Source organism: Pseudomonas sp. 7SR1, from assembly GCF_900156465.1.
Lineage (GTDB): Bacteria > Pseudomonadota > Gammaproteobacteria > Pseudomonadales > Pseudomonadaceae > Aquipseudomonas.
Genome location: NZ_LT707064.1, coordinates 3,241,796 through 3,261,190, shown reverse-complemented (window position 1 = coordinate 3,261,190; position 19,395 = coordinate 3,241,796). Strand labels below are relative to the sequence as shown.

The 19,395-nt window shown below is 61.5% G+C and carries 17 protein-coding genes; 7 read left to right on the top strand and 10 right to left on the bottom strand.

Annotated elements, in window-relative coordinates; all coding sequences use genetic code 11:
* The first annotated feature begins 84 nt into the window (after positions 1-84).
* The 5 genes from BW992_RS14835 to fabB all read left to right on the top strand — a co-directional run bounded on the left by BW992_RS14835 (position 85) and on the right by fabB (position 7,060).
* Positions 85-2,244 carry a TonB-dependent receptor plug domain-containing protein gene (locus tag BW992_RS14835; protein WP_231991055.1) on the top strand — a complete coding sequence of 720 codons (2,160 nt, stop codon included), beginning with the start codon at positions 85-87 and terminating at the stop codon, positions 2,242-2,244.
* Complete coding sequence (locus BW992_RS14830) at positions 2,245-3,177, top strand: ABC transporter substrate-binding protein (protein WP_072393546.1); 933 nt, start codon at positions 2,245-2,247, stop codon at positions 3,175-3,177.
* Positions 3,174-5,075 (top strand): ATP-binding protein, encoded by a 1,902-nt coding sequence (locus BW992_RS14825; protein ID WP_072393549.1) that lies wholly within the window; start codon positions 3,174-3,176, stop codon positions 5,073-5,075. The genes BW992_RS14830 and BW992_RS14825 overlap by 4 nt, the downstream gene beginning before the upstream one ends.
* A 237-nt stretch (positions 5,076-5,312) precedes the next feature.
* Positions 5,313-5,828 carry a 3-hydroxyacyl-[acyl-carrier-protein] dehydratase FabA gene (gene fabA, locus BW992_RS14820; RefSeq protein ID WP_072393552.1) on the top strand — a complete coding sequence of 172 codons (516 nt, stop codon included), beginning with the start codon at positions 5,313-5,315 and terminating at the stop codon, positions 5,826-5,828.
* Positions 5,829-5,839: 11 nt separating this feature from the next.
* Positions 5,840-7,060, top strand: coding sequence for a beta-ketoacyl-ACP synthase I (gene fabB, locus BW992_RS14815; RefSeq protein WP_072393556.1), 1,221 nt, complete (start codon positions 5,840-5,842; stop codon positions 7,058-7,060).
* 197 nt (positions 7,061-7,257) lie between these two features.
* Here the strand turns inward: fabB and BW992_RS14810 are convergent, their stop codons facing one another.
* Both BW992_RS14810 and BW992_RS14805 read right to left on the bottom strand, forming a co-directional pair.
* Positions 7,258-7,722 carry a DUF3859 domain-containing protein gene (locus tag BW992_RS14810; RefSeq protein WP_072393559.1) on the bottom strand — a complete coding sequence of 155 codons (465 nt, stop codon included), beginning with the start codon at positions 7,720-7,722 and terminating at the stop codon, positions 7,258-7,260.
* Between the two features lie 224 nt (positions 7,723-7,946).
* Positions 7,947-8,900 carry an amidohydrolase family protein gene (locus BW992_RS14805; RefSeq protein ID WP_092180349.1) on the bottom strand — a complete coding sequence of 318 codons (954 nt, stop codon included), beginning with the start codon at positions 8,898-8,900 and terminating at the stop codon, positions 7,947-7,949.
* A gap of 161 nt (positions 8,901-9,061) precedes the next feature.
* Here BW992_RS14805 and BW992_RS14800 point away from each other — a divergent pair, with 161 nt between their 5' ends.
* Positions 9,062-9,922: a pirin family protein gene (locus BW992_RS14800; RefSeq protein ID WP_076406468.1), complete on the top strand. Its 861-nt coding sequence runs from the start codon at positions 9,062-9,064 to the stop codon at positions 9,920-9,922.
* Positions 9,923-10,082: 160 nt separating this feature from the next.
* Here BW992_RS14800 and BW992_RS14795 read toward each other — a convergent pair whose 3' ends face one another.
* From BW992_RS14795 to BW992_RS14780, 4 genes are all read right to left on the bottom strand, one after another.
* A complete protein-coding gene (locus BW992_RS14795; protein WP_072459309.1) occupies positions 10,083-10,811 on the bottom strand; it encodes a dienelactone hydrolase family protein in 729 nt (242 codons plus the stop codon).
* 70 nt (positions 10,812-10,881) lie between these two features.
* Entirely contained in the window at positions 10,882-12,786 is a 1,905-nt protein-coding gene (gene htpG, locus BW992_RS14790; protein WP_072393571.1) for a molecular chaperone HtpG, read from the bottom strand.
* 87 nt (positions 12,787-12,873) lie between these two features.
* Entirely contained in the window at positions 12,874-13,335 is a 462-nt protein-coding gene (locus BW992_RS14785; protein WP_072393574.1) for a PaaI family thioesterase, read from the bottom strand.
* The gene (locus BW992_RS14780; RefSeq protein WP_072393577.1) at positions 13,332-13,808 is read right to left on the bottom strand and encodes a PaaI family thioesterase; all 477 of its coding nucleotides are present in this window, start codon (positions 13,806-13,808) and stop codon (positions 13,332-13,334) included. The genes BW992_RS14785 and BW992_RS14780 overlap by 4 nt, the downstream gene beginning before the upstream one ends.
* A gap of 157 nt (positions 13,809-13,965) precedes the next feature.
* On the opposite strand from BW992_RS14780, the gene BW992_RS14775 reads away from it, so the two are divergent.
* Positions 13,966-14,217: a hypothetical protein gene (locus tag BW992_RS14775; RefSeq protein WP_072393580.1), complete on the top strand. Its 252-nt coding sequence runs from the start codon at positions 13,966-13,968 to the stop codon at positions 14,215-14,217.
* 74 nt (positions 14,218-14,291) lie between these two features.
* On the opposite strand, the gene BW992_RS14770 is transcribed toward BW992_RS14775, so the two are convergent.
* The 4 genes from BW992_RS14770 to sucC all read right to left on the bottom strand — a co-directional run bounded on the left by BW992_RS14770 (position 14,292) and on the right by sucC (position 19,209).
* Positions 14,292-15,029: a DUF599 domain-containing protein gene (locus BW992_RS14770; protein WP_072393583.1), complete on the bottom strand. Its 738-nt coding sequence runs from the start codon at positions 15,027-15,029 to the stop codon at positions 14,292-14,294.
* Positions 15,030-15,310: 281 nt separating this feature from the next.
* Complete coding sequence (gene brnQ, locus BW992_RS14765) at positions 15,311-16,624, bottom strand: branched-chain amino acid transport system II carrier protein (RefSeq protein ID WP_072393587.1); 1,314 nt, start codon at positions 16,622-16,624, stop codon at positions 15,311-15,313.
* A 534-nt stretch (positions 16,625-17,158) separates the two neighbouring features.
* Positions 17,159-18,043, bottom strand: coding sequence for a succinate--CoA ligase subunit alpha (gene sucD, locus BW992_RS14760; RefSeq protein WP_053149972.1), 885 nt, complete (start codon positions 18,041-18,043; stop codon positions 17,159-17,161).
* The gene (gene sucC / locus BW992_RS14755) at positions 18,043-19,209 is read right to left on the bottom strand and encodes an ADP-forming succinate--CoA ligase subunit beta (protein WP_003179235.1); all 1,167 of its coding nucleotides are present in this window, start codon (positions 19,207-19,209) and stop codon (positions 18,043-18,045) included. The genes sucD and sucC overlap by 1 nt, the downstream gene beginning before the upstream one ends.
* Positions 19,210-19,395: the final 186 nt, after the last annotated feature.

Below are 19,395 nucleotides of genomic sequence, written 5' to 3'. Positions count from 1 at the left end.
TTACCCGCAACCGTAGGAAGCTGACCATCAATTGCCAGGAAAATGCCGTCAACTCAACTGGAAAAGTCTCTCAGCTCAGTTAACATGCCTGCCATCCTTCTGCTACCTAAAGGCTATGCCGTGTCCGTAGGCTCTTCCCGCTCAGGTTCGTCGCTGCTATTGGCACTGTTCATCAGTTCGCCAGTGTGGGCTGACGACTTGTTCGTGGACAGCCAGCCCCTGCCGCAGGTCCTGACCGCCACGCGATTGAAGCAGTCGCCCGCAGCGGTGCCCGGCAGCATGACCGTGCTGGACAGCGAGCTGATCAAGGCCAGTGGCGCCCGGGACATCAGCGAATTGCTGCGCCTGGTGCCCGGCATGATGGTCGGCAACCTCACCGGCAACCAACCCACCGTGAACTACCACGGCACCAACGCCAGCGAAGCACGCCGCATGCAGGTGCTGATCGACGGCCGCTCGGTGTACCGCGCCGGCCTGGCCACGGTGGACTGGAGCGACATTCCGGTCGCCATGGAGGACATCGAACGGATCGAAGTCTTCCGCGGCCCCAACACCGTCAGCTACGGCGCCAACGCCCTGATGGCGGTGGTCAACATCATTACCCGCGCCCCGGCCGACAGCCACGGCACCCGCCTGAAAATGACCCGCGGCCAACGCGGCATCAGCGACTGGTACGCCAGCCAGGGCACTGCCTGGGACAGCGGCGACATGCGGCTTTCCCTGTCCGGCCAGGAAGACGACGGCTTCGACAGCAACCGCAACGGCGCCGACTACCGCGACGGCCGACGCTTGAACCGCTTCAACCTGTCGGTCAGCCAGACCCTGGACGAACGACAGAGCATCGACTGGCAGTTGAACGCCAAGGATGGCACCAACCAGCGGCCCTACACCTACAAGCCAGTCTTCGCCGGGATCACCGCGGCAGGGGATAACTCCGACGTCATTGCCAAGGACTATGCCGGTTCGTTGCGCTGGAACCTGGACCTGGACCCCGACCACAGCCTCTACGTACAAGGCTCGGTCCAGCATTGGGACCGCCAGCAGACCTGGCGGGCCTGCGATGCCGAGGTGTCCTTCAGCCCACAGTTGACCGATCTTTGGCTGCTCAACCCCAATTACGCCGAGAAGCTGGCGCGCAACATGCCCACCTTCACCAACACCGGCGCGCCCCCCGGAACGGCCCAGGAGCAGGCGCTGGCCAACCAGGTGCTGGACCAGTGGCGCAACGGCGCTTCGCGGACCGTCTGCGGCGACATCGACCAGAGTGCCCGGGAATCGCGTTATGACCTGGAAATCCAGGACACCCTGAGCCTGTCCGACAGCCTGCGACTGGTGACCGGGGCGAACTATCGCTATGACCGCGCCGACTCCGAGACGTACTTCAACGGCACCCTGGACGACACCACCTGGCGACTGTTCGGCCAGTTCGAATGGCGAGCCACCGAACATTGGCTATTGCAGGGCGGCGCCATGTTCGAGGACACCCGCCTGATCGGCAGTTCGCTGACGCCACGGGTGGCACTGAACTACCTGATCACGCCGCGCCATGGATTGCGGGCCGTGTACTCCGAAGCAGTGCGCTCACCGGACATGTTCGAGAACAACGTCAACTGGAGCTACCAGGTCACCAACCTGCAACCCAACGCCTTCGGCCGCAGCAGCGCCCGCTACTTTGTCCAGACCCGTGGCCCGGGGAACCTCGACCAGGAACACATGCGTTCCCGGGAACTGGGCTACAACGGTTATTTCATGGACCTGGGCCTGTCGGTGGATGTGCGGGTGTTCCATGACGAAATCACCGGCATGATCAGCGAACCGCTGCGCAACAACCAGTACATCGCCAGCAACTCCAACGAATCGCAGTTCTCCGGCGCCGAGACCCAGCTGGACTGGCGCATGACCAGCGCCGACCGCCTGCGGGTGACCTATGCCTACGTCGACGCCCTGGCCAGCAACGCCCTGGACGAAGCGCTGACCGCTCGCAACAGCGGTTCGGCCGGGTGGCTGCGGGACTGGGGCCAGGGCTGGAACAGCTCGGTGTTCTACTATGCCGCCGACGCCCTCAATGGCTACCGCTTCGAACGGGTCGATACCCGCCTGGCCCGGCGCATCCCGCTGGGCAAGGCCAACCTCGAACTGGCGGGCGTCCTGCAGGAACGTCTCGACAACCAGCCCACCACCTTCGTCGACAACCGCTACGACTCCCGTCATGTCCTGTACTTCAGCGCGGAGCTGTCCTTCTAGATGGTCCGGGACCGATCGCGCAAAAGGCCCTTTGCCTGGCGCCTGCCACTGGCGCTGTGCCTGGTGGTCGCCGGTTGGTTGTCCGTGATCGAGGCCAGGGCCGCCGATATTCTCCTGACCGGCGCCCAGGACAGCCCCGGCGTGCAGTCCTTCACCCAGGCCCTGAAGGCCCTGCGCCCCGAAGACAGCGTGCGATTCATCCCCGTGGCGAGCCTGCCGGCACCGGACAAGCTGCCGGCCACGACCCGGTTGGTCCTGCTCGACCTGCCCAGCCTCGACTGGCGCCTGCAAGCCTCCCAGGGCCCGGCCACGCTGGTGTTGCGCATCAGCCGCCAGCAAGCCATGGAACGCCTGGGCGAGACGACACCCGCTCATCTGAGCCTGCTGTGGAGCGATCCGCCAGTGGCGCGGCAATTGCGCTTGATCCGCATGATCCTTCCGCAGGTGCGACGCATCGGTGTGCTGTTCGATGGGCACAGCGAGTTCTTGCTTAGGGAAATCCGCCAGGCCGCCGCGCCGCTGGGTCTCGAGATCGTGACCGAACGCTGGGACGACACCAGCGACAGTCGCCCCCTGCAGAATCTGCTGGGTCGCAGCGATGTGCTACTGGGCCTCGATGACCCCGACCTGTACAACCCCAAGACCGTGAAAAACCTGCTGCTCAGCAGCTATGCCCGGCAACGTGCGTTGATCGGGCCCAGCGCGGCTTTCGTCAAGGCCGGCAGCCTGGCCAGTACCTACAGTGACCAGGAAGACTGGCTGGCGATCCTCGACGAGCTGCTCGACCGCCCCGCTTCCAGCTGGCCGCGCACCTTGTATCCGGCCCGCTTCAAGGTCTTGAGCAATCAACAGGTCGCACGCTCCCTGGGGATCGAACCGATCGACACCGAATCCGTCGCCGCGCAGTTGGCCGAAGGAGAATCACGCCCATGACCTTGCGTCGCCGTTGGGATATCAATACCCGCACCCAGCTCATCGCCCTCGGCCCGGCGTTGCTGCTGACCGTGCTGTTGATCAGTTTCTTTACCTTCGTGCGGATCCAGGACCTGCGCCAGGAACTCAATCACACCGGGCAACTGATCGCCAACCAACTGGCGCCGGCCACCGAGTACGGGGTGATTTCCGGTAACAACGAAGTGCTGGAAAGCCTGCTCACCGCCACCCTGGCCACGCCCCATGTGCGTTTCCTGGAAGTCCAGGACAGCGCGGACCGCGTCCTGGTGTACGTCGAACAACCCGCCCAGGCCCGCAGCCACTCCCAACAGATCGAGGTTTTCCAAGCACCGGTGCGCCTGCAACGCATTGCCCTGAACAATGACTTCCTGCAAGGCAACAGCACCACCATCGAGACGCCCGGCGAAGACTACCTGGGCCGGGTGATCGTCGGCATGTCCAACGACGCCTTCAGCCAGCGGCAACAGGAGATCCTGTTCAAGGCCGCGATCCTGGCGCTGTTCGCCTTGCTGTTCACCTTCCTGGTGGCGCGCCGCCTGGCCGCCAACCTGTCCCGGCCGATCCGGGACATCGGCGATGCGGTCAAGGCCATCCAGCAGGGTGACTACAGCAAGCCCCTGCCCATCGTCGACGATGCCGAGCTGGGGGCCTTGTCGCGGCACATCAACAACCTCGCCGACGGCCTGGAACAAGCCAGCCGCGAGCAGCACCAGGCCATGACCCAGTTGATCAAGACCCGGGAAGAGGCGGAAAAGGCCAACAGTGCCAAATCCGAGTTCCTGGCAATGATGAGCCACGAGCTGCGCACCCCCATGAACGGTGTGCTGGGCATGCTGCAGTTGCTGGAAACCACCCGGATGACCGACGAGCAGCACGAGTACACGGCGCTGGCTTCGGAATCCACCGAGCACCTGCTGAAGGTGATCAACGACATCCTCGACTTCTCGCGCATCGAACGCTCGGCCCTGGAGCTGGAGCACATCCCGTTCAACCTGGCGGAACTGGTGGGCAGCTGCGCCCAATCCTTCCAGCACAGCGCCGCGCAACGCAGGCTCGGCCTGGACCTGCAGATCCCGGACGACATGCACGCCCTGCAGGTACAAGGCGATCCGACACGGATCCGGCAGATCCTGGTGAACCTGATCGGCAATGCGCTGAAATTCACCGAGCAGGGCCGCGTCACCGTGCAGTGCCAGTGGCAGGCCCTGGACCACGAACTGCTGTGGTTCACCTGCACGGTACGCGACAGCGGCATCGGCATCCCGGCCGAGAGCCTGGAGCGCATGTTCGACGCCTTCCAGCAAGCGGACAGCTCCATCTCCCGACGCTACGGCGGCACCGGCCTGGGCCTGCCGATCGCAAGGACCCTGGCCGAACGCATGGGCGGAACGTTGCGGGCCCAGAGCGAGGAAGGCCAGGGGTCGGTGTTCACCCTGGAAATCCCGCTGGCGCTGTCCACCCAGGTCCCGGCTGCCCTGGCACCTCGCCTGCCCGGCGGCAACGGGCATGGTGAGGGCCGGCACGTGCTGCTGGTGGAGGACAATCCGGTGAACCAGACCGTGATCGAAGCCATGTTGCGCAGCCTGGGGTTCGCCATCAGCATCGCCTCCGACGGCGCACAAGCCATACGCAGCGCCGAAAGCCTGAAGTTCGACCTGATCCTCATGGACTGCCGGCTGCCCATCGTCGACGGTTACGAGGCCACTCGGCAGATTCGCCAGCTGCCGGGGTGCGACCAATTGCCGATCGTCGCGTTGACGGCCAACGCCCTGCAAGGCGACCGCGAAGCCTGCCTGGCGGCGGGCATGAACGATTACCTGGCAAAACCGTTCAAAAGAGTTGATCTGCAGCAGATTCTGCAGCGATGGGTGCATTAGTAGCCTGTGTGGCTGGCGTGAAAAGCGAAAGTGCGGCAGTCTTAGGCACCCGACGAGCCTCGACTGGGGGCTTGAATTAATATTTCAGTGCACAGTTGTTCATTCATTTTCCTGTGCGCTGTGACTTTCACTACAACGCAATAGTCTATGGGTAGGCTGCCGATGCGAGGCATGAACGCTTCGATCGGTCGGGAAGATTCGCCCCACCCTGCCGCATGGGATTATTGAGGAGCTCGCATGACCAAACAAAACGCCTTTACCCGGGAAGACCTGCTGCGCTGCAGTCGCGGTGAGCTGTTCGGCCCAGGTAACGCGCAACTGCCCGCCCCGAACATGCTGATGGTGGACCGCATCACCCATATCAGCGACGAGGGTGGCAAGTACGGCAAAGGTGAATTGGTCGCCGAGCTGGATATCAAGCCGGACCTGTGGTTCTTCGCTTGCCACTTCGAAGGCGATCCGGTGATGCCGGGCTGCCTGGGCCTGGATGCCATGTGGCAGCTGGTCGGTTTCTTCCTCGGCTGGCAAGGCCTGCCGGGCCGTGGTCGCGCCCTGGGTTCGGGCGAGGTGAAGTTCTTCGGTCAGGTACTGCCGACCGCCAGCAAGATTACCTATAACATTCATATCAAACGTGTCCTCAAGGGCAAGCTGAACATGGCCATTGCCGATGGTTCGGTGGCTGTCGACGGACGCGAGATCTACACCGCCGAAGGCCTCCGGGTCGGCGTTTTCACCTCCACTGACAACTTCTAAGGGTTATCCGCATGCGCCGCGTCGTTATCACTGGTCTGGGCATCGTTTCTTGCCTGGGCAATGACAAAGAGACCGTCTCCGCTAACCTGCGTGCAAGCCGCCCTGGCATCCGGTTCAACCCGGAATACGCCGAAATGGGTCTGCGTAGCCAGGTTTCCGGCTCCATTGACCTCAATCTCGAAGAGCTGATCGACCGCAAGATCTACCGTTTCGTCGGCCACGCGGCGGCCTACGCCTACCTGGCCATGAAAGATGCCATCGCCGATTCCGGACTCACCGAAGAGCAGGTTTCCAACCCGCGCACCGGCCTGATCGCCGGCTCCGGTGGTGCCTCCACACTGAACCAGATGGAAGCGCTGGACATCCTGCGGGAAAAAGGCGTCAAGCGCGTCGGCCCGTATCGCGTCACCCGGACCATGAGCAGCACCGTTTCCGCCTGCCTGGCCACGCCTTTCAAGATCAAGGGCCTGAACTACTCCATCGCCTCCGCCTGCGCCACCAGTGCCCACTGCATCGGTACCGCCATGGAACAGATCCAGATGGGCAAGCAGGACATCGTGTTCGCCGGCGGCGGTGAAGAGGAACACTGGAGCCAGTCGTTCCTGTTCGACGCCATGGGCGCCCTGTCCAGCAAGCGCAACGACACCCCCGAAAAAGCCTCTCGCGCCTACGATGCCGACCGTGACGGTTTCGTCATTGCCGGTGGCGGTGGCATGGTGGTGGTCGAGGAACTGGAACACGCCCTGGCCCGTGGCGCGAAGATCTATGCCGAAATCGTTGGCTACGGCGCCACCTCCGACGGCTACGACATGGTGGCCCCGAGTGGTGAAGGTGCTATCCGCTGCATGCAGATGGCAATGTCCACCGTCGACACGCCGATCGACTACCTGAACACCCACGGCACTTCCACTCCGGTCGGCGACGTCGCGGAAATGAAGGGCGTGCGTGAAGTGTTCGGCGACAAGGCCCCGGCCATCAGCTCCACCAAGAGCCTGTCGGGGCACTCCCTGGGTGCCGCCGGCGTCCACGAAGCGATCTACTGCATGCTGATGATGGAAGGCAACTTCATTGCCGGTTCGGCCAACATCGACGAGCTGGATCCGGAAGTGGCCGACCTGCCGATCCTGACCAAGACTCGCGAAAACGCCACCATCGACACCGTGATGAGCAACAGCTTCGGCTTCGGTGGCACCAACGCCACCCTGGTCCTGAAGCGCTGGCAAGGCAAGTAAGCCTCGCCGTCACGCCGCACGCGAAAACGCCCCGACTGGTTCGGGGCGTTTTTTTGCGCCGGCTCAACACACCGTAGTCCCCTTTGTGGAAGCGAGCGTGCTCGCGACTGCAGCGTGTCATGCACCCGATAAGTTGACTGGCCTGACGCAATCGCGAGCAAGCTCGATCCCACATGGGGTCTGTGGTGAATTGGAACTCAGCGCACTACAAACCGCTGCTGGGCCAGCAGCCGATCCCCCTGGAACACCATGAACCGCCACTCACCCGGTACCACTTCGTGGCTCTCGGTGAATTCGTAGGCCATGACGTCCTGGGGCGCACCGGGTACCAGTTTCTGGACGACTTCGAGTTTATCGTGGCGCAGGCCATCGGGGGTCTGGATGCCAGGCGTGAAATACAGCAGGGTCAACGGCTGGTCATCGGCGACCTTGCCCGCCAGCTGGTAGCGCATGCCGAACTTGGTGCCCAGCTTCGCAGGAACCTCCTGGGTCTGGCGGATTTGCTCGTTACTGCGACGCAGGACCCGCTCCCCCGATTGCAGCTCGGCTTGCGGGCCTTCGAAGACGCCGTACTCCACCGGACCTTCGACACGGACCTGCGCCTGAGCCAGGCCACAGGTCAACAGCAGCGCGAACAGTGCGCTTGAACGGGTGAATTGCATGGTGCGCTCCTTGGATTGAGATGAGCGCGAGGGTATGACGCGGCAGTGACAGGTTGATGACAAACCAGCATCACCGAGCAGCCTCTGTGGCGAAAGGATTTATCCCATTGGCTCGCGAAGCGGGCTCAAGCCCGATGTCTCGGTGGCTGGACCGATCACCATCGAAGCTTCGGGCCTGTTGCACAGTCAGCGGGGATAAATCCCCTCGTCACAAAGCACTTTCCTTATCGTGGGACCGAACGAGGCAGCACCGCCAGGAAATTATCCCGCGCCACTTTCCTGGCCACCTCCTCGGGCAAGGCATCCAGGAACGGATCGAAGCCGTGCAGCTCGTGACCGAGCTTCTTGAACCGTCCGACCACATCCGAGCCCACCATGAAGCGGTCGGGGAAGCGCTTCACCAACTCGACCCACTCCGGTCGAGGCTTGCCTGCCTCGTCCAGCAGGTAGGGCGTCAGCAGGCTCCAGGACAGGTCGATGTACAGGTTGGGATAGGCTTCGAGCATCCGGCTCAGCGTCGGCAAGAGGAAATCCAGCTGGGTCTGGTGCCGATGGATCTCCATGCTGGTACCGGCGTGGGCCCAGATGAATCGGGTGTGGGGATGATTGCGCAGCGGCTCTTCGATTTCCGCCAGGTACAACGGGTTCCTTTCGCGCTTGGAGGTGATGTTGGAATGCAGCATCACCGGCAGGTCGTTCTCCGCCGCCAGGTGATAGATCCGCGTCATGGCCTCGTTGTTGGCCCGCGGCGTATCACCCGAGGTCAGCGCCGTCAGGTCATCGTGGCGCGTGAAGACTTCGCCGATGCCCTGCCATAGCCCCGGATACAGATCGAGCATGCGCTGGATGTGGGCGGCGGAGTTCTTGTCATTGGGGTTGAAGCCGGACAGGAACGGATGGAAACGCTGGCGCTGCTCGGTCGTCAGCTTGTTCACCGCCGCCGCGACGATCACATCGGTGGCGCTGTACCAATAGGCATCGGCATCGTCACCGGCGTAGTAACGTGGGCGCTTGGGCTCGTCTTCATGCCATTTCTTGGCCACCGGGATACCGGAGATCATGACGTGCTCGATGCGATTGTCGTCCATGGCCTTGAGCAGCTTGGGCATCCCGGCGGTTTCCTGGAAGAAGTCGACGTAATGCAGGTGCGCATCGCTGTAGGTGTATTCGCGAGCCATGGTCGCGCTGCTCGAAACGACCAGCAACCAGGTAAGGATCAGACGGGTCAACGGATAACTTCCCGGGAACGTGAGCAACATAGACCCTGGCCTTGCCACCTGGGTTCAAGTACCCGTGCCGGGTTATGCTCGCCACATCCGTTACCGACCAGGAAGACACCATGCCCACGCCCCTGACCGTCCGCCCCCGCGCAGAAGATGTCGAAGGCCAGCCGATCCTTCGTCCACTGCCCTGCGCCAAGTGCCGCAGCGTCGGCCCTTTCGTGTTTTTCGACCATATGCTGCAAACCACCTACCCGGCCGGCCAGGGGATGAATATCCGTCAGCACCCCCACATCGGGCTGTCCACCCTCACCTACCTGTTCGAGGGCACGCTCCAGCACAAGGACAGCCTCGGTTCCGATCAGGTGGTGGAGGCCGGCGATGTGAGCTGGATGACCGCCGGCAGCGCCATTGCCCATGTGGAGCGCACCCCAGAGGCGCTGCTGGGGGAAGCCTTCGCCCTGCACGGGCTGCAAGTCTGGCTGGCCTCGCCCCAGCCCCACGAACAAGGACCGGGACACTACAGCCATCATCCGGCCCGCACCCTACCGGTCAGCGAAAACCTGGGGGTCAGTATCCGCATGATTGCCGGGTCAGGCTTTTGCCTGGAATCACCGGTGCCGGTGCTGTCTCCTACGCTATACGCCGAATTGAACCTGCAAACCGCGACGACCTTGCTGATTCCCACGGAGCATGAAGAACGGGCGTTGTACGTATTGAGCGGCGAGGCAATGCTGGAGGGCGAGCCGGTAGAGCCGCACACCCTGGTGATCCTGCCGACGGGCGAAGAAATGACTTTGTGCGCCGAAAGCGACTGCCATGCCGTGCTGTTCGGCGGAGCACCGCTGGACGGGCCGCGACGGATGAACTGGAATTTCGTCTCCAGCGACCCCGCCCGCATCGACGAAGCCCGCCGGCGCTGGGCGGCCGGAGACTGGCCGAGCGTGCCAGGGGAAAGCGAGCGGATCGAGTTGCCCTGATTCCAGGATTGCTTGTCGGGCCACCATCGCGAGCAAGCTCGCTCTCACATCGGATTTGAGTGATCACGGAATGTGCGTTCACAGCGGATCATTGTGAGAGCGAGCTTGCTCGCGACGGCTTTATACCAGGCAACAGGAGATTCAAATCCAGAACCCGGCTTCAGCCCCTGAACACCTCGTCCAGCAAGTTATGCATCGACCGGAACGCGCGATTGGCGACCTTGGCGTTGTACATCATCTTGCCGGGGACATTGGCCTGCGGATCGGTGAACGAATGCACCGCTCCACCGTAGCTCAGCAATTGCCAATCCACCCCGGCGGCATTCATTTCCTCCTCGAATGCCGGTAGCTGTTCCTTGGGCACCAGCGGGTCGGACGCACCGTGCATCACCAGCACCGAGCCCTGGATATTTCGCGCATCCGTCGGATCCGGCGTGTCCAGGGTGCCGTGGAAGGAGATGGCGGCCTTCAGCGGCGCGCCGGTGCGAGCCAGTTCCAAGGCACAGCAACCGCCGAAACAGAAGCCGAATGTGGCGAGTTTCGACACATCGACCGGTGCCTCGCCCTGGCTCTGCAATTGCTCGAACGCTGCCTGCATGCGCTTGCGCAACAGGGCCCGATCATTCTTGAGCGGCATCATCGCCGCCCCCGCCTCATCGGCATTGCTCGGACGCACCGTCTGTCCGTACAGGTCGGCGATCAACACCACATAGCCATTGGCTGCCACGGACTTGGCGATCTCCTCGGCCCCCGCCCCCACTCCCATCCAATTCGGTGCCATCAACAGGCCCGGGCGCGGGCCCTGCTGGTTGATGTCGAAGGCCAGACGGCCTTCATAGGCTTGACCTTCGATCTGATAGACCAGTGAACGAACCGTGATCTGACTCATGACGGACTCCTCTTCAATCGAACATCCCGAAATGAAAAAACCCGCCGAAGCGGGTTTTTCCTGCACTTGATTAAGCTGACAGTTCCACCAACAGCTTGTTCAGGCGGCGAACATAAGCCGCCGGGTCCTTCAAGCTATCGCCAGCGGCCAGGGCCGCCTGGTCGAACAGGATGTGCGACAGATCGCCAAAGCGCTCTTCGCTCTGCTCGTTGTCCAGCTTCTCCACCAGCGGGTGAGAAGGGTTGAACTCGAAAATCGGCTTGGAATCCGGAACCTTCTGGCCGCTGGCCTCGAGGATCTGGCGCATCTGCAGGCCGAGGTCCTGCTCACCGATGGCCAGGATCGCCGGAGAATCGGTCAGGCGATGGGACACCCGCACTTCGCTGACCGCGTCGCCCAGGGCCGTCTTGATCCGCTCCACCAGGCCTTCCTTGCTCTTGGCGATTTCTTCGGCGGCTTTCTTGTCTTCTTCCGAATCCAGGTTGCCGAGGTCCAGGTCGCCACGCGCCACGTCGACGAAGCTCTTGCCGTCGAACTCGTTGAGGTAGCTCATCAGCCACTCGTCGATGCGGTCGGTCAGCAGCAGCACTTCGATGCCTTTCTTGCGGAAAACCTCCAGGTGCGGGCTGTTCTTGACCTGGGCATAGGTTTCGCCAGTGAGGTAGTAGATCTTGTCCTGGCCTTCCTTGGCGCGGGCCAGGTAATCGGCCAGGCCGACCACCTGCTCGCCATCGTCACCCTGGGTGGAGGCAAAGCGCAGCAGGCCGGCGATCTTTTCCTTGTTGGCGAAGTCTTCGGCCGGGCCTTCTTTCATCACCTGGCCGAAGTTCTTCCAGAAGCTCTTGTACTGCTCGGGCTCGTTCTTCGCCAGCTTCTCCAGCATGTCCAGCACGCGCTTGGTCAGCGCCGACTTCATGGAGTCGATGATCGGGTCTTTCTGCAGGATTTCCCGGGAGACGTTCAGGGACAGGTCGTTGGAGTCCACTACACCCTTGATGAAGCGCAGGTACAGGGGCAGGAACGATTCGGCCTGGTCCATCACGAATACCCGTTGCACGTACAGCTTCAGGCCGCGTGGTGCTTCGCGCTGGTACAGGTCGAACGGCGCGCGGGCCGGCACGTACAGCAGGGAGTTGTATTCCAGCTTGCCTTCGACCTTGTTGTGGCTCCAGCTCAGCGGGTTCTCGTAGTCGTGGGCGATGTGCTTGTAGAACTCCTGGTATTCCTCGTCTTTCACCTCGGTGCGCGGACGAGTCCACAGGGCACTGGCGCGGTTGACGGTTTCCCACTGCACTTCAGGCTTCTCTTCGCCTTCGGCGGCGGTGACTTCCTTGGGCAGCTCGATCGGCAGTGCGATATGGTCGGAGTATTTCTTGATGATGTTGCGCAGGCGCCAGCCATCGGCGAACTCGTCTTCACCGGACTTGAGATGCAGCACGATACGGGTACCGCGATCGGCCTTGTCGAGGGTGGCGACTTCGAATTCCCCTTCGCCCCTGGACGACCAGTGCACGCCTTCGCTCGCGGCGAGGCCGGCACGGCGGCTGAAGACTTCGACATGATCGGCCACGATGAACGCGGAATAGAAACCGACGCCGAATTGACCGATCAGGTGGGAATCCTTCTTCTGGTCACCCGAAAGGTTCTTCATGAAGTCGGCGGTGCCGGACTTGGCGATGGTGCCCAGGTGAGTGATCACCTCTTCGCGGCTCATGCCGATGCCGTTGTCTTCCAGGGTGATGGTCTTCGCGTCCTTGTCGAAGCTCACACGAATCTTCAGTTCAGCGCCGCCTTCCAGCAATTCTGGCTTGGACAGGGCTTCGAAACGTAATTTGTCGACAGCGTCGGAGGCGTTCGAGATCAGCTCGCGAAGGAAGATTTCCTTGTTCGAATACAGCGAGTGAATCATCAGGTGCAGCAGTTGCTTCACCTCGGTCTGGAAGCCCAGGGTTTCCTTTTGAGTTTCCACGCTCATTGTCATCAAACTCCAAGTGGATGGTGGTGTCCGCCTCGCTGAGATCGGCGGCGGGATGACCTCAAGGTGGGGGCGGCGCCGATGATTTCAAGGGTGGGTCGGCTTCGTCGGCTCCTGGATCTTGAAATGCGCCCGCGCGGTGGCGATGGGTTCGGCCTCGTCGTCCTGCCAGGCCGTGATGGCCACGTTGGCCACCCGCCGCCCCTGGCGCCAGACCTGGCAACGAGCGTACGTGTCACGGAACTGCCCGGCGCGCAGGTAATCCAGGGAAAAGTCGATGATCTTCGGCACACCTGGCGTACGGGTGGCAATCAGCAGATGAACGGCGGCCGACAGTTCCATGAAACCGGCGATCACCCCACCATGGATCGCCGGCAATAAAGGGTTGCCAATGTTGTCCGGGCTCGCCGGCAGGCGAAACAGCAGGTCATTGCCCTGACGAGTGCATTCGGCGCCGATCAACTGTGCGTAAGGGATCGACGCCATCAATAGTCCATAGTCGCCCTGCTCGCAGGCCTGACGCAGTTGTTCCTGGGTAATGGCCGTCATGGCGTGTCCGCTCCGGCCTTGGGTACCTGCCTGCCCATACCCCTGGCATGCTGCCCCAGGCGCATGAAAGTGCCCACCACATGGGCGATGGGTTGATCGGGGTCGTCCTGATAAGCGAAGCCCCGGGTGAAGATCACGTCCGGCGTGACCCGGTAGCATTGGGCGAAGCCGTAGACGTCCTTGTGGGGTTGGGCGGCGTGCATGTAGTCGATGCGCAGGTCGAGGGTCGGACAGACCTCGAATTGCGGCAGTACACAGAGGGTCGACATGCCGCAAGCGGTGTCCATCAATGACGTCAGCGCGCCACCATGGATGATGCCCGAGAGGGGGTTGCCCACGATCCGGGGACTGAAAGGCAGCACCAGTGTCAGTCCTTCCTCGCTGGCGCTTTTCAGCGTCAGGCCCAGCACCTGGCAATGGCGCAGTGCCGATAGAAACCGGGTCGCGCGCTCAAAAACGGGGTTTTCAGCCATTGGTTAGAAACTCTTGTTAGTGGCCAGGTCCGATAATAGACGAACCCGATAAAGTTCCATGCCGACACGAAGTTATATATCTGTAGCAAAAGAGGAACTTAAGCCAAGGGGTATAGCTCAAAAGGCCAGTAGTTATTTCCATAAGGAGAAACACCCCATGCGTAAGACTTTGACTATTGCCTTGATGTTGGCTGCCTCCCTCGGCCTCGCTGCCTGCGACAAGAAATCCGAAGACAAAGCTCAAGATGCCGCCCAACATTCGGAGCAAGCTCAGCAGGACATGAACAAAGCACAGGATAAAGTGAACGACGCGGCGAAAGAAAACGCCGAAGCCGCCAAAGCCCAGGCCGAATCGAACGAAGCAGCAACGCAGGAACAAGCCCCTGCAACCGCGCCTAAAACCAACTGATCCGGTTTTAGTGACAAAAGAAAACCCGCCTGGTGCGGGTTTTCTTTTGTCTGCATTCTGGCGGGACCAATGAATCAGGCCGCTTCCCGGCTCACTTCGCTGGGTGGCGCTTCGGTCGGGGTGTAGACCATGACATCCAGCACGTCGGAATGAAACTCCCGGCGGTACAGCACAAACACCACGCCGGCGCTCATCAACATGAACAACCAGGGGCTGACGAACCAGGCCAGCATGGTCATGCCGAAGTAATAAGAGCGCAGGCCGAAGTTGAACTGGTTGGCCGCCATCGAAATGACCCGGGCCGCCCTGAGCGCAAAGGCCTTGCGCTCCTGCTCCGACACATGCCGCTCGCCGATCATCGGCGCAGAGCCCACCAGCACCGCCGCGAAATTGTATTGGCGCATGCACCAGCTGAACGTGAAGAATGCATAGACGAACACCAATGCCAGGCACAACAGCTTGACCTCCGCCAGCCCCTGGGAAGCCTGCTGCACCAGCGGCAGGTCGGCCAGCAGCGACACCGCCCGATCGGACGCCCCGAGCACGGTCAGGATACCCGCCAGGATAATCAGCGTGCTGGAGGCGAAAAACGAGGCGTTGCGCTCCAGGTTACCGATCACGCTGGCGTCGGCGATGCGGTTCTCGCGCAGCAGCATGCGACGCATCCAGTCCTCGCGATACAAGTGCATCACGCTCGCCAGACAAGCCGTGTCACGGGCTTTCCAGGTGGCATAGCGGGTATAGCCGCCCCAGCAGACGATGAACCAGACAGCGGCAAGCAGATGGGACAGGTTGGCTTGGATGAATGACATTCGATTTCCTGTATATCTAAAAACATGACGTCTAAAGCCAGACGCGCCTTGAAATGCCGACCTGTGGGAGCGAGCTTGCTCGCGATTGCGATCTATCAGACACGTTGATGCTGCTGATCTGGCGCTATCGCGAGCAAGCTCGCTCCACAGGTGCTGTGTACGCCTTTCAGACACTGCTTCGACGTTAGCGCACGAAAAAAGACACTGCACCCAAAAAAAATGCCCCGTATCGATTGATACGGGGCATTTCGGTTGTGGCCGGTGAATCGGCCTGAAGCTGCTTAAGCCAGAGCTTCGCTGCGTTTGCCCAGCAGCCGATCGCACACCACGGCAACCACCAGGGTCATCACCGAAGGCACCAGCCAGGCCAGGCCTTGTTCGCTCAACGGCAATTGGGCCAGTTGCGCCGGCATCCAGTCCGCCAGACCGGCGCCCTTGAGCGCATCGACCAGGCCAAACAGGAACGACACCAGCATCACCGGGCCGACAATGCGACTCTGCTCATGCCAGAAGTCCTTGCAGAAACTCAGGGCCACCAGGGCGATGCATGGCGGGTAGATCGCGGTCAGGACCGGGATGGAGAACGCAATCAGCTTGGTCAGGCCCAGGTTGGACACCAGTAGTGAAAACGCTGCCAGGATCACCACCAGGGTCTTGTAGGACAGCGGCAGGACACGGCTGAAGTATTCGGCACAGGCGCAGGTCAGGCCAACGGCGGTCACCAGGCAGGCCAGGGAAATCAGCACCGCGAGGAAGCCGCTGCCCAGGCTGCCGAAGGTGTGTTGCACGTAGGCATGCAGCACAGCGGCGCCGTTAGTCGCCCCTGCGGCCACTTCATGGCTGCCGGAACCGAGGCGGAACAGGCTGACGTAGACCAGCGCCAGGCCCACCCCGGCAATCAGCCCGGCGATGATGGCGTAGCGGGTAATCAAGGCTGGCGATTCGACACCCCGGGAACGGATCGCGTTGACGATGACGATGCCGAACACCAATGCGCCCAACGTGTCCATGGTCAGGTAACCATTGATGAAGCCCTGGGAAAACGGCGCCGCCACGTATTCCGGTGTCGCCACGCCGATACCGCCGGCAGGCAGGGCGAACGCGGCGATCCCCAGCACGGCCAGGGCAATGATCTTCAGCGGTGCGAGGAACCGTCCGACGGTATCCAGCAGACGGCCCGGGTAGAGCGAAATGAAGAACACCAGGAGGAAGTACACGGCACTGTAGATCAACAGGGCCAGCGGGCTTTCGCCGGTCAATGGCGCCAGGCCCACCTCGAACGAGACCGTGGCGGTGCGCGGCGTGGCGAACAGCGGGCCGACAGCCAGGTAGCAGACCGCGGCCAGCAACCCGCTGGCGACCTTGCCGATGGGGCTGCTCAAGGCATCCATCGCCCCGCCCACCTTGGCCAGCGCAACGACGGTGACAACCGGAAGGCCGACCGCGGTGATCAGGAAGCCCAGCGCCGCCATCCAGACATGGGGCCCGGACTGCAAGCCGACGATTGGCGGGAAAATGATATTGCCGGCCCCGACGAACAGGGCAAATGTCATGAAACCAAGTGCCAGGATGTCCTGGCCTTTCAACACTTTCATTAAGGAAACCACACTGCTGAATCGGAATTTAGAGAGGGATTTCCCTTATGGGTGAGGGAAATGTTGTCGATCCGTATGGGACCGACCCGTTTAGCGCGTCGCTTCCTTGTGGGGAGCGGCCGCAAAAATGGCTGCTAGCCTAACGAATCTGTGCAGAAAACGCACCGTTACGGGGCGCACTATCCGATACACGACATTTCAATGTCGCGTTTACGTATCTATTTTTCCCTCATCAACCTCCTGATGGACAGGGGATGACCTGTGGCGAGGGGATTCATCCCGCTGGGCTGCAAAGCGCCCCAACAAGGTGGCCGCATTCTTCCAGATAAACCGTGCTCGATTGCTTGGGGGCTGCTTTGCAGCCCAGCGGGGATAAATCCCCTCGCCACAGATAAATCCTCCCACCACAGATAAATCCTCCACCACAGACTAAGGCCCTCTGCGCAGAAACAATGCGTAGATCCAACAGGCCAGAAACGACAAAGGCCACCCGGAGGTGGCCTTTGTTGCTGGAACGAAAAGGTCAGCCGAAGCTTACTTCTTCATTTCCCAGCCAGTCAGCTCGGCCAGGGCCTTGCCGATGTCTGCCAGCGAACGCACGGTTTTCACGCCGGCGTCTTGCAGGGCAGCGAACTTCTCGTCCGCAGTGCCCTTGCCGCCGGAGATGATTGCGCCAGCATGGCCCATGCGCTTGCCCGGAGGAGCAGTCACACCAGCGATGTAGGACACGACCGGCTTGGTCACGTTGGCCTTGATGAAGGCAGCGGCTTCTTCTTCAGCGGAACCGCCGATCTCACCGATCATGACGATCGCTTCGGTCTTCGGGTCTTCCTGGAACAGCTTCAGGATGTCGATGAAGTTGGAGCCTGGGATCGGGTCACCGCCGATGCCGACGCAGGTGGACTGGCCGAAACCGGCGTCAGTGGTCTGCTTCACGGCTTCATAGGTCAGGGTGCCGGAACGGGACACGATACCGACCTTGCCTGGCAAGTGAATGTGACCTGGCATGATGCCGATCTTGCATTCGCCTGGAGTGATCACGCCTGGGCAGTTAGGGCCGATCAGGGTGATACCCAGCTCGTCGCACTTGACCTTGGCTTCCAGCATGTCGATGGTCGGGATGCCTTCGGTGATGCACACGATCAGCTTGATGCCGCCGAACGCCGCCTCAAGGATGGAGTCCTTGCAGAAAGGAGCCGGAACGTAGATCACGCTGGCGGTGGCGCCAGTGGCAGCAACAGCGTCCTTGACGGTGTTGAAGACAGGCAGGCCCAGGTGCTCGGTGCCGCCCTTGCCCGGAGTTACGCCGCCAACCATCTGGGTGCCGTACTCGATGGCTTGCTGGGTGTGGAAACTACCTTGCGAACCGGTAATACCCTGGCAGATAACCTTGGTGTCTTTATTGATCAGGACGCTCATTATTTGCCCTCCGCAGCTTTTACGACTTGTTGAGCAGCGTCGGTCAGGCTGGTAGCAGCGATGATGTTCAAACCGCTTTCTGCCAGTACTTTAGCGCCCAGCTCAGCGTTGTTGCCTTCGAGGCGAACAACAACCGGGATTTTCACGCCGACTTCTTTCACGGCGCCGATGATGCCTTCGGCAATCATGTCGCAACGAACGATGCCGCCGAAGATGTTGACCAGTACTGCGGCGACGTTGGTGTCGGACAGGATGATCTTGAACGCTTCGGTTACGCGTTCCTTGGTAGCGCCGCCGCCCACGTCGAGGAAGTTGGCTGGCTTGCCGCCATGCAGGTTGACGATGTCCATGGTACCCATGGCAAGGCCGGCACCGTTGACCATGCAGCCGATGTTACCTTCCAGGGCCACGTAGTTCAGTTCGAACTTGGCAGCGTGCGCTTCGCGCGGATCGTCCTGGGACGGATCGTGGAAAGTCTTCAGCTTCGGCTGACGGTACATGGCGTTGGCGTCGATGTTGATCTTGGCATCGAGGCAGTGCAGGTCGCCGTCGGCCTTGATCACCAGCGGGTTCACTTCCAGCAGCGCCAGGTCATGATCCTGGAACAGCTTGGCCAGACCTACGAAGATCTTGGCGAACTGAGTGACCTGCTTGCCTTCCAGGCCCAGCTGGAATGCCAGCTCGCGACCCTGGAATGGCTGGGCGCCAACCAGTGGATCGATGGTGGCCTTGAGGATCTTCTCAGGGGTATCGTGAGCGATCTTCTCGATGTCCACGCCACCTTCGGTGGAAGCCATGAACACGATGCGGCGGCTCGAACGGTCGACGACAGCGCCCAGGTACAGCTCTTTAGCGATATCAGTGCACGATTCAACCAGGATTTTGGTGACCGGCTGACCGTTGGCGTCAGTCTGGTAGGTCACCAGACGCTTGCCCAGCCACTGCTGTGCGAAGGCTTTGGCGTCTTCTTTGCTGCGAACCAGCTTTACGCCGCCCGCTTTACCGCGACCACCGGCGTGAACCTGGGCTTTGACAACCCACTCGCTGCCGCCGATTTTGTCGCAAGCTTCTGCTGCCGCTTCCGGGGTGTCTACCGCGTAGCCTGTGGATACTGGCAGGCCGTATTCAGCGAACAGCTGCTTACCCTGATACTCGTGAAGATTCATGCTTATTACCGTCTTCGTTAGGTACTGCGCATTCGGTGCTGCACCAGTTTAGTGCCGCACCACCTGTGACTGCTGCTTGCGTAGCCTTCCGGTGAACCGGCAGAGCTACGCAAGACTGCGTCCAGCGGACATTCCGCGGTGAGTCTTGCGCGCAAGGCTCACGACGGGCCGAACCGCCGTGGTTTC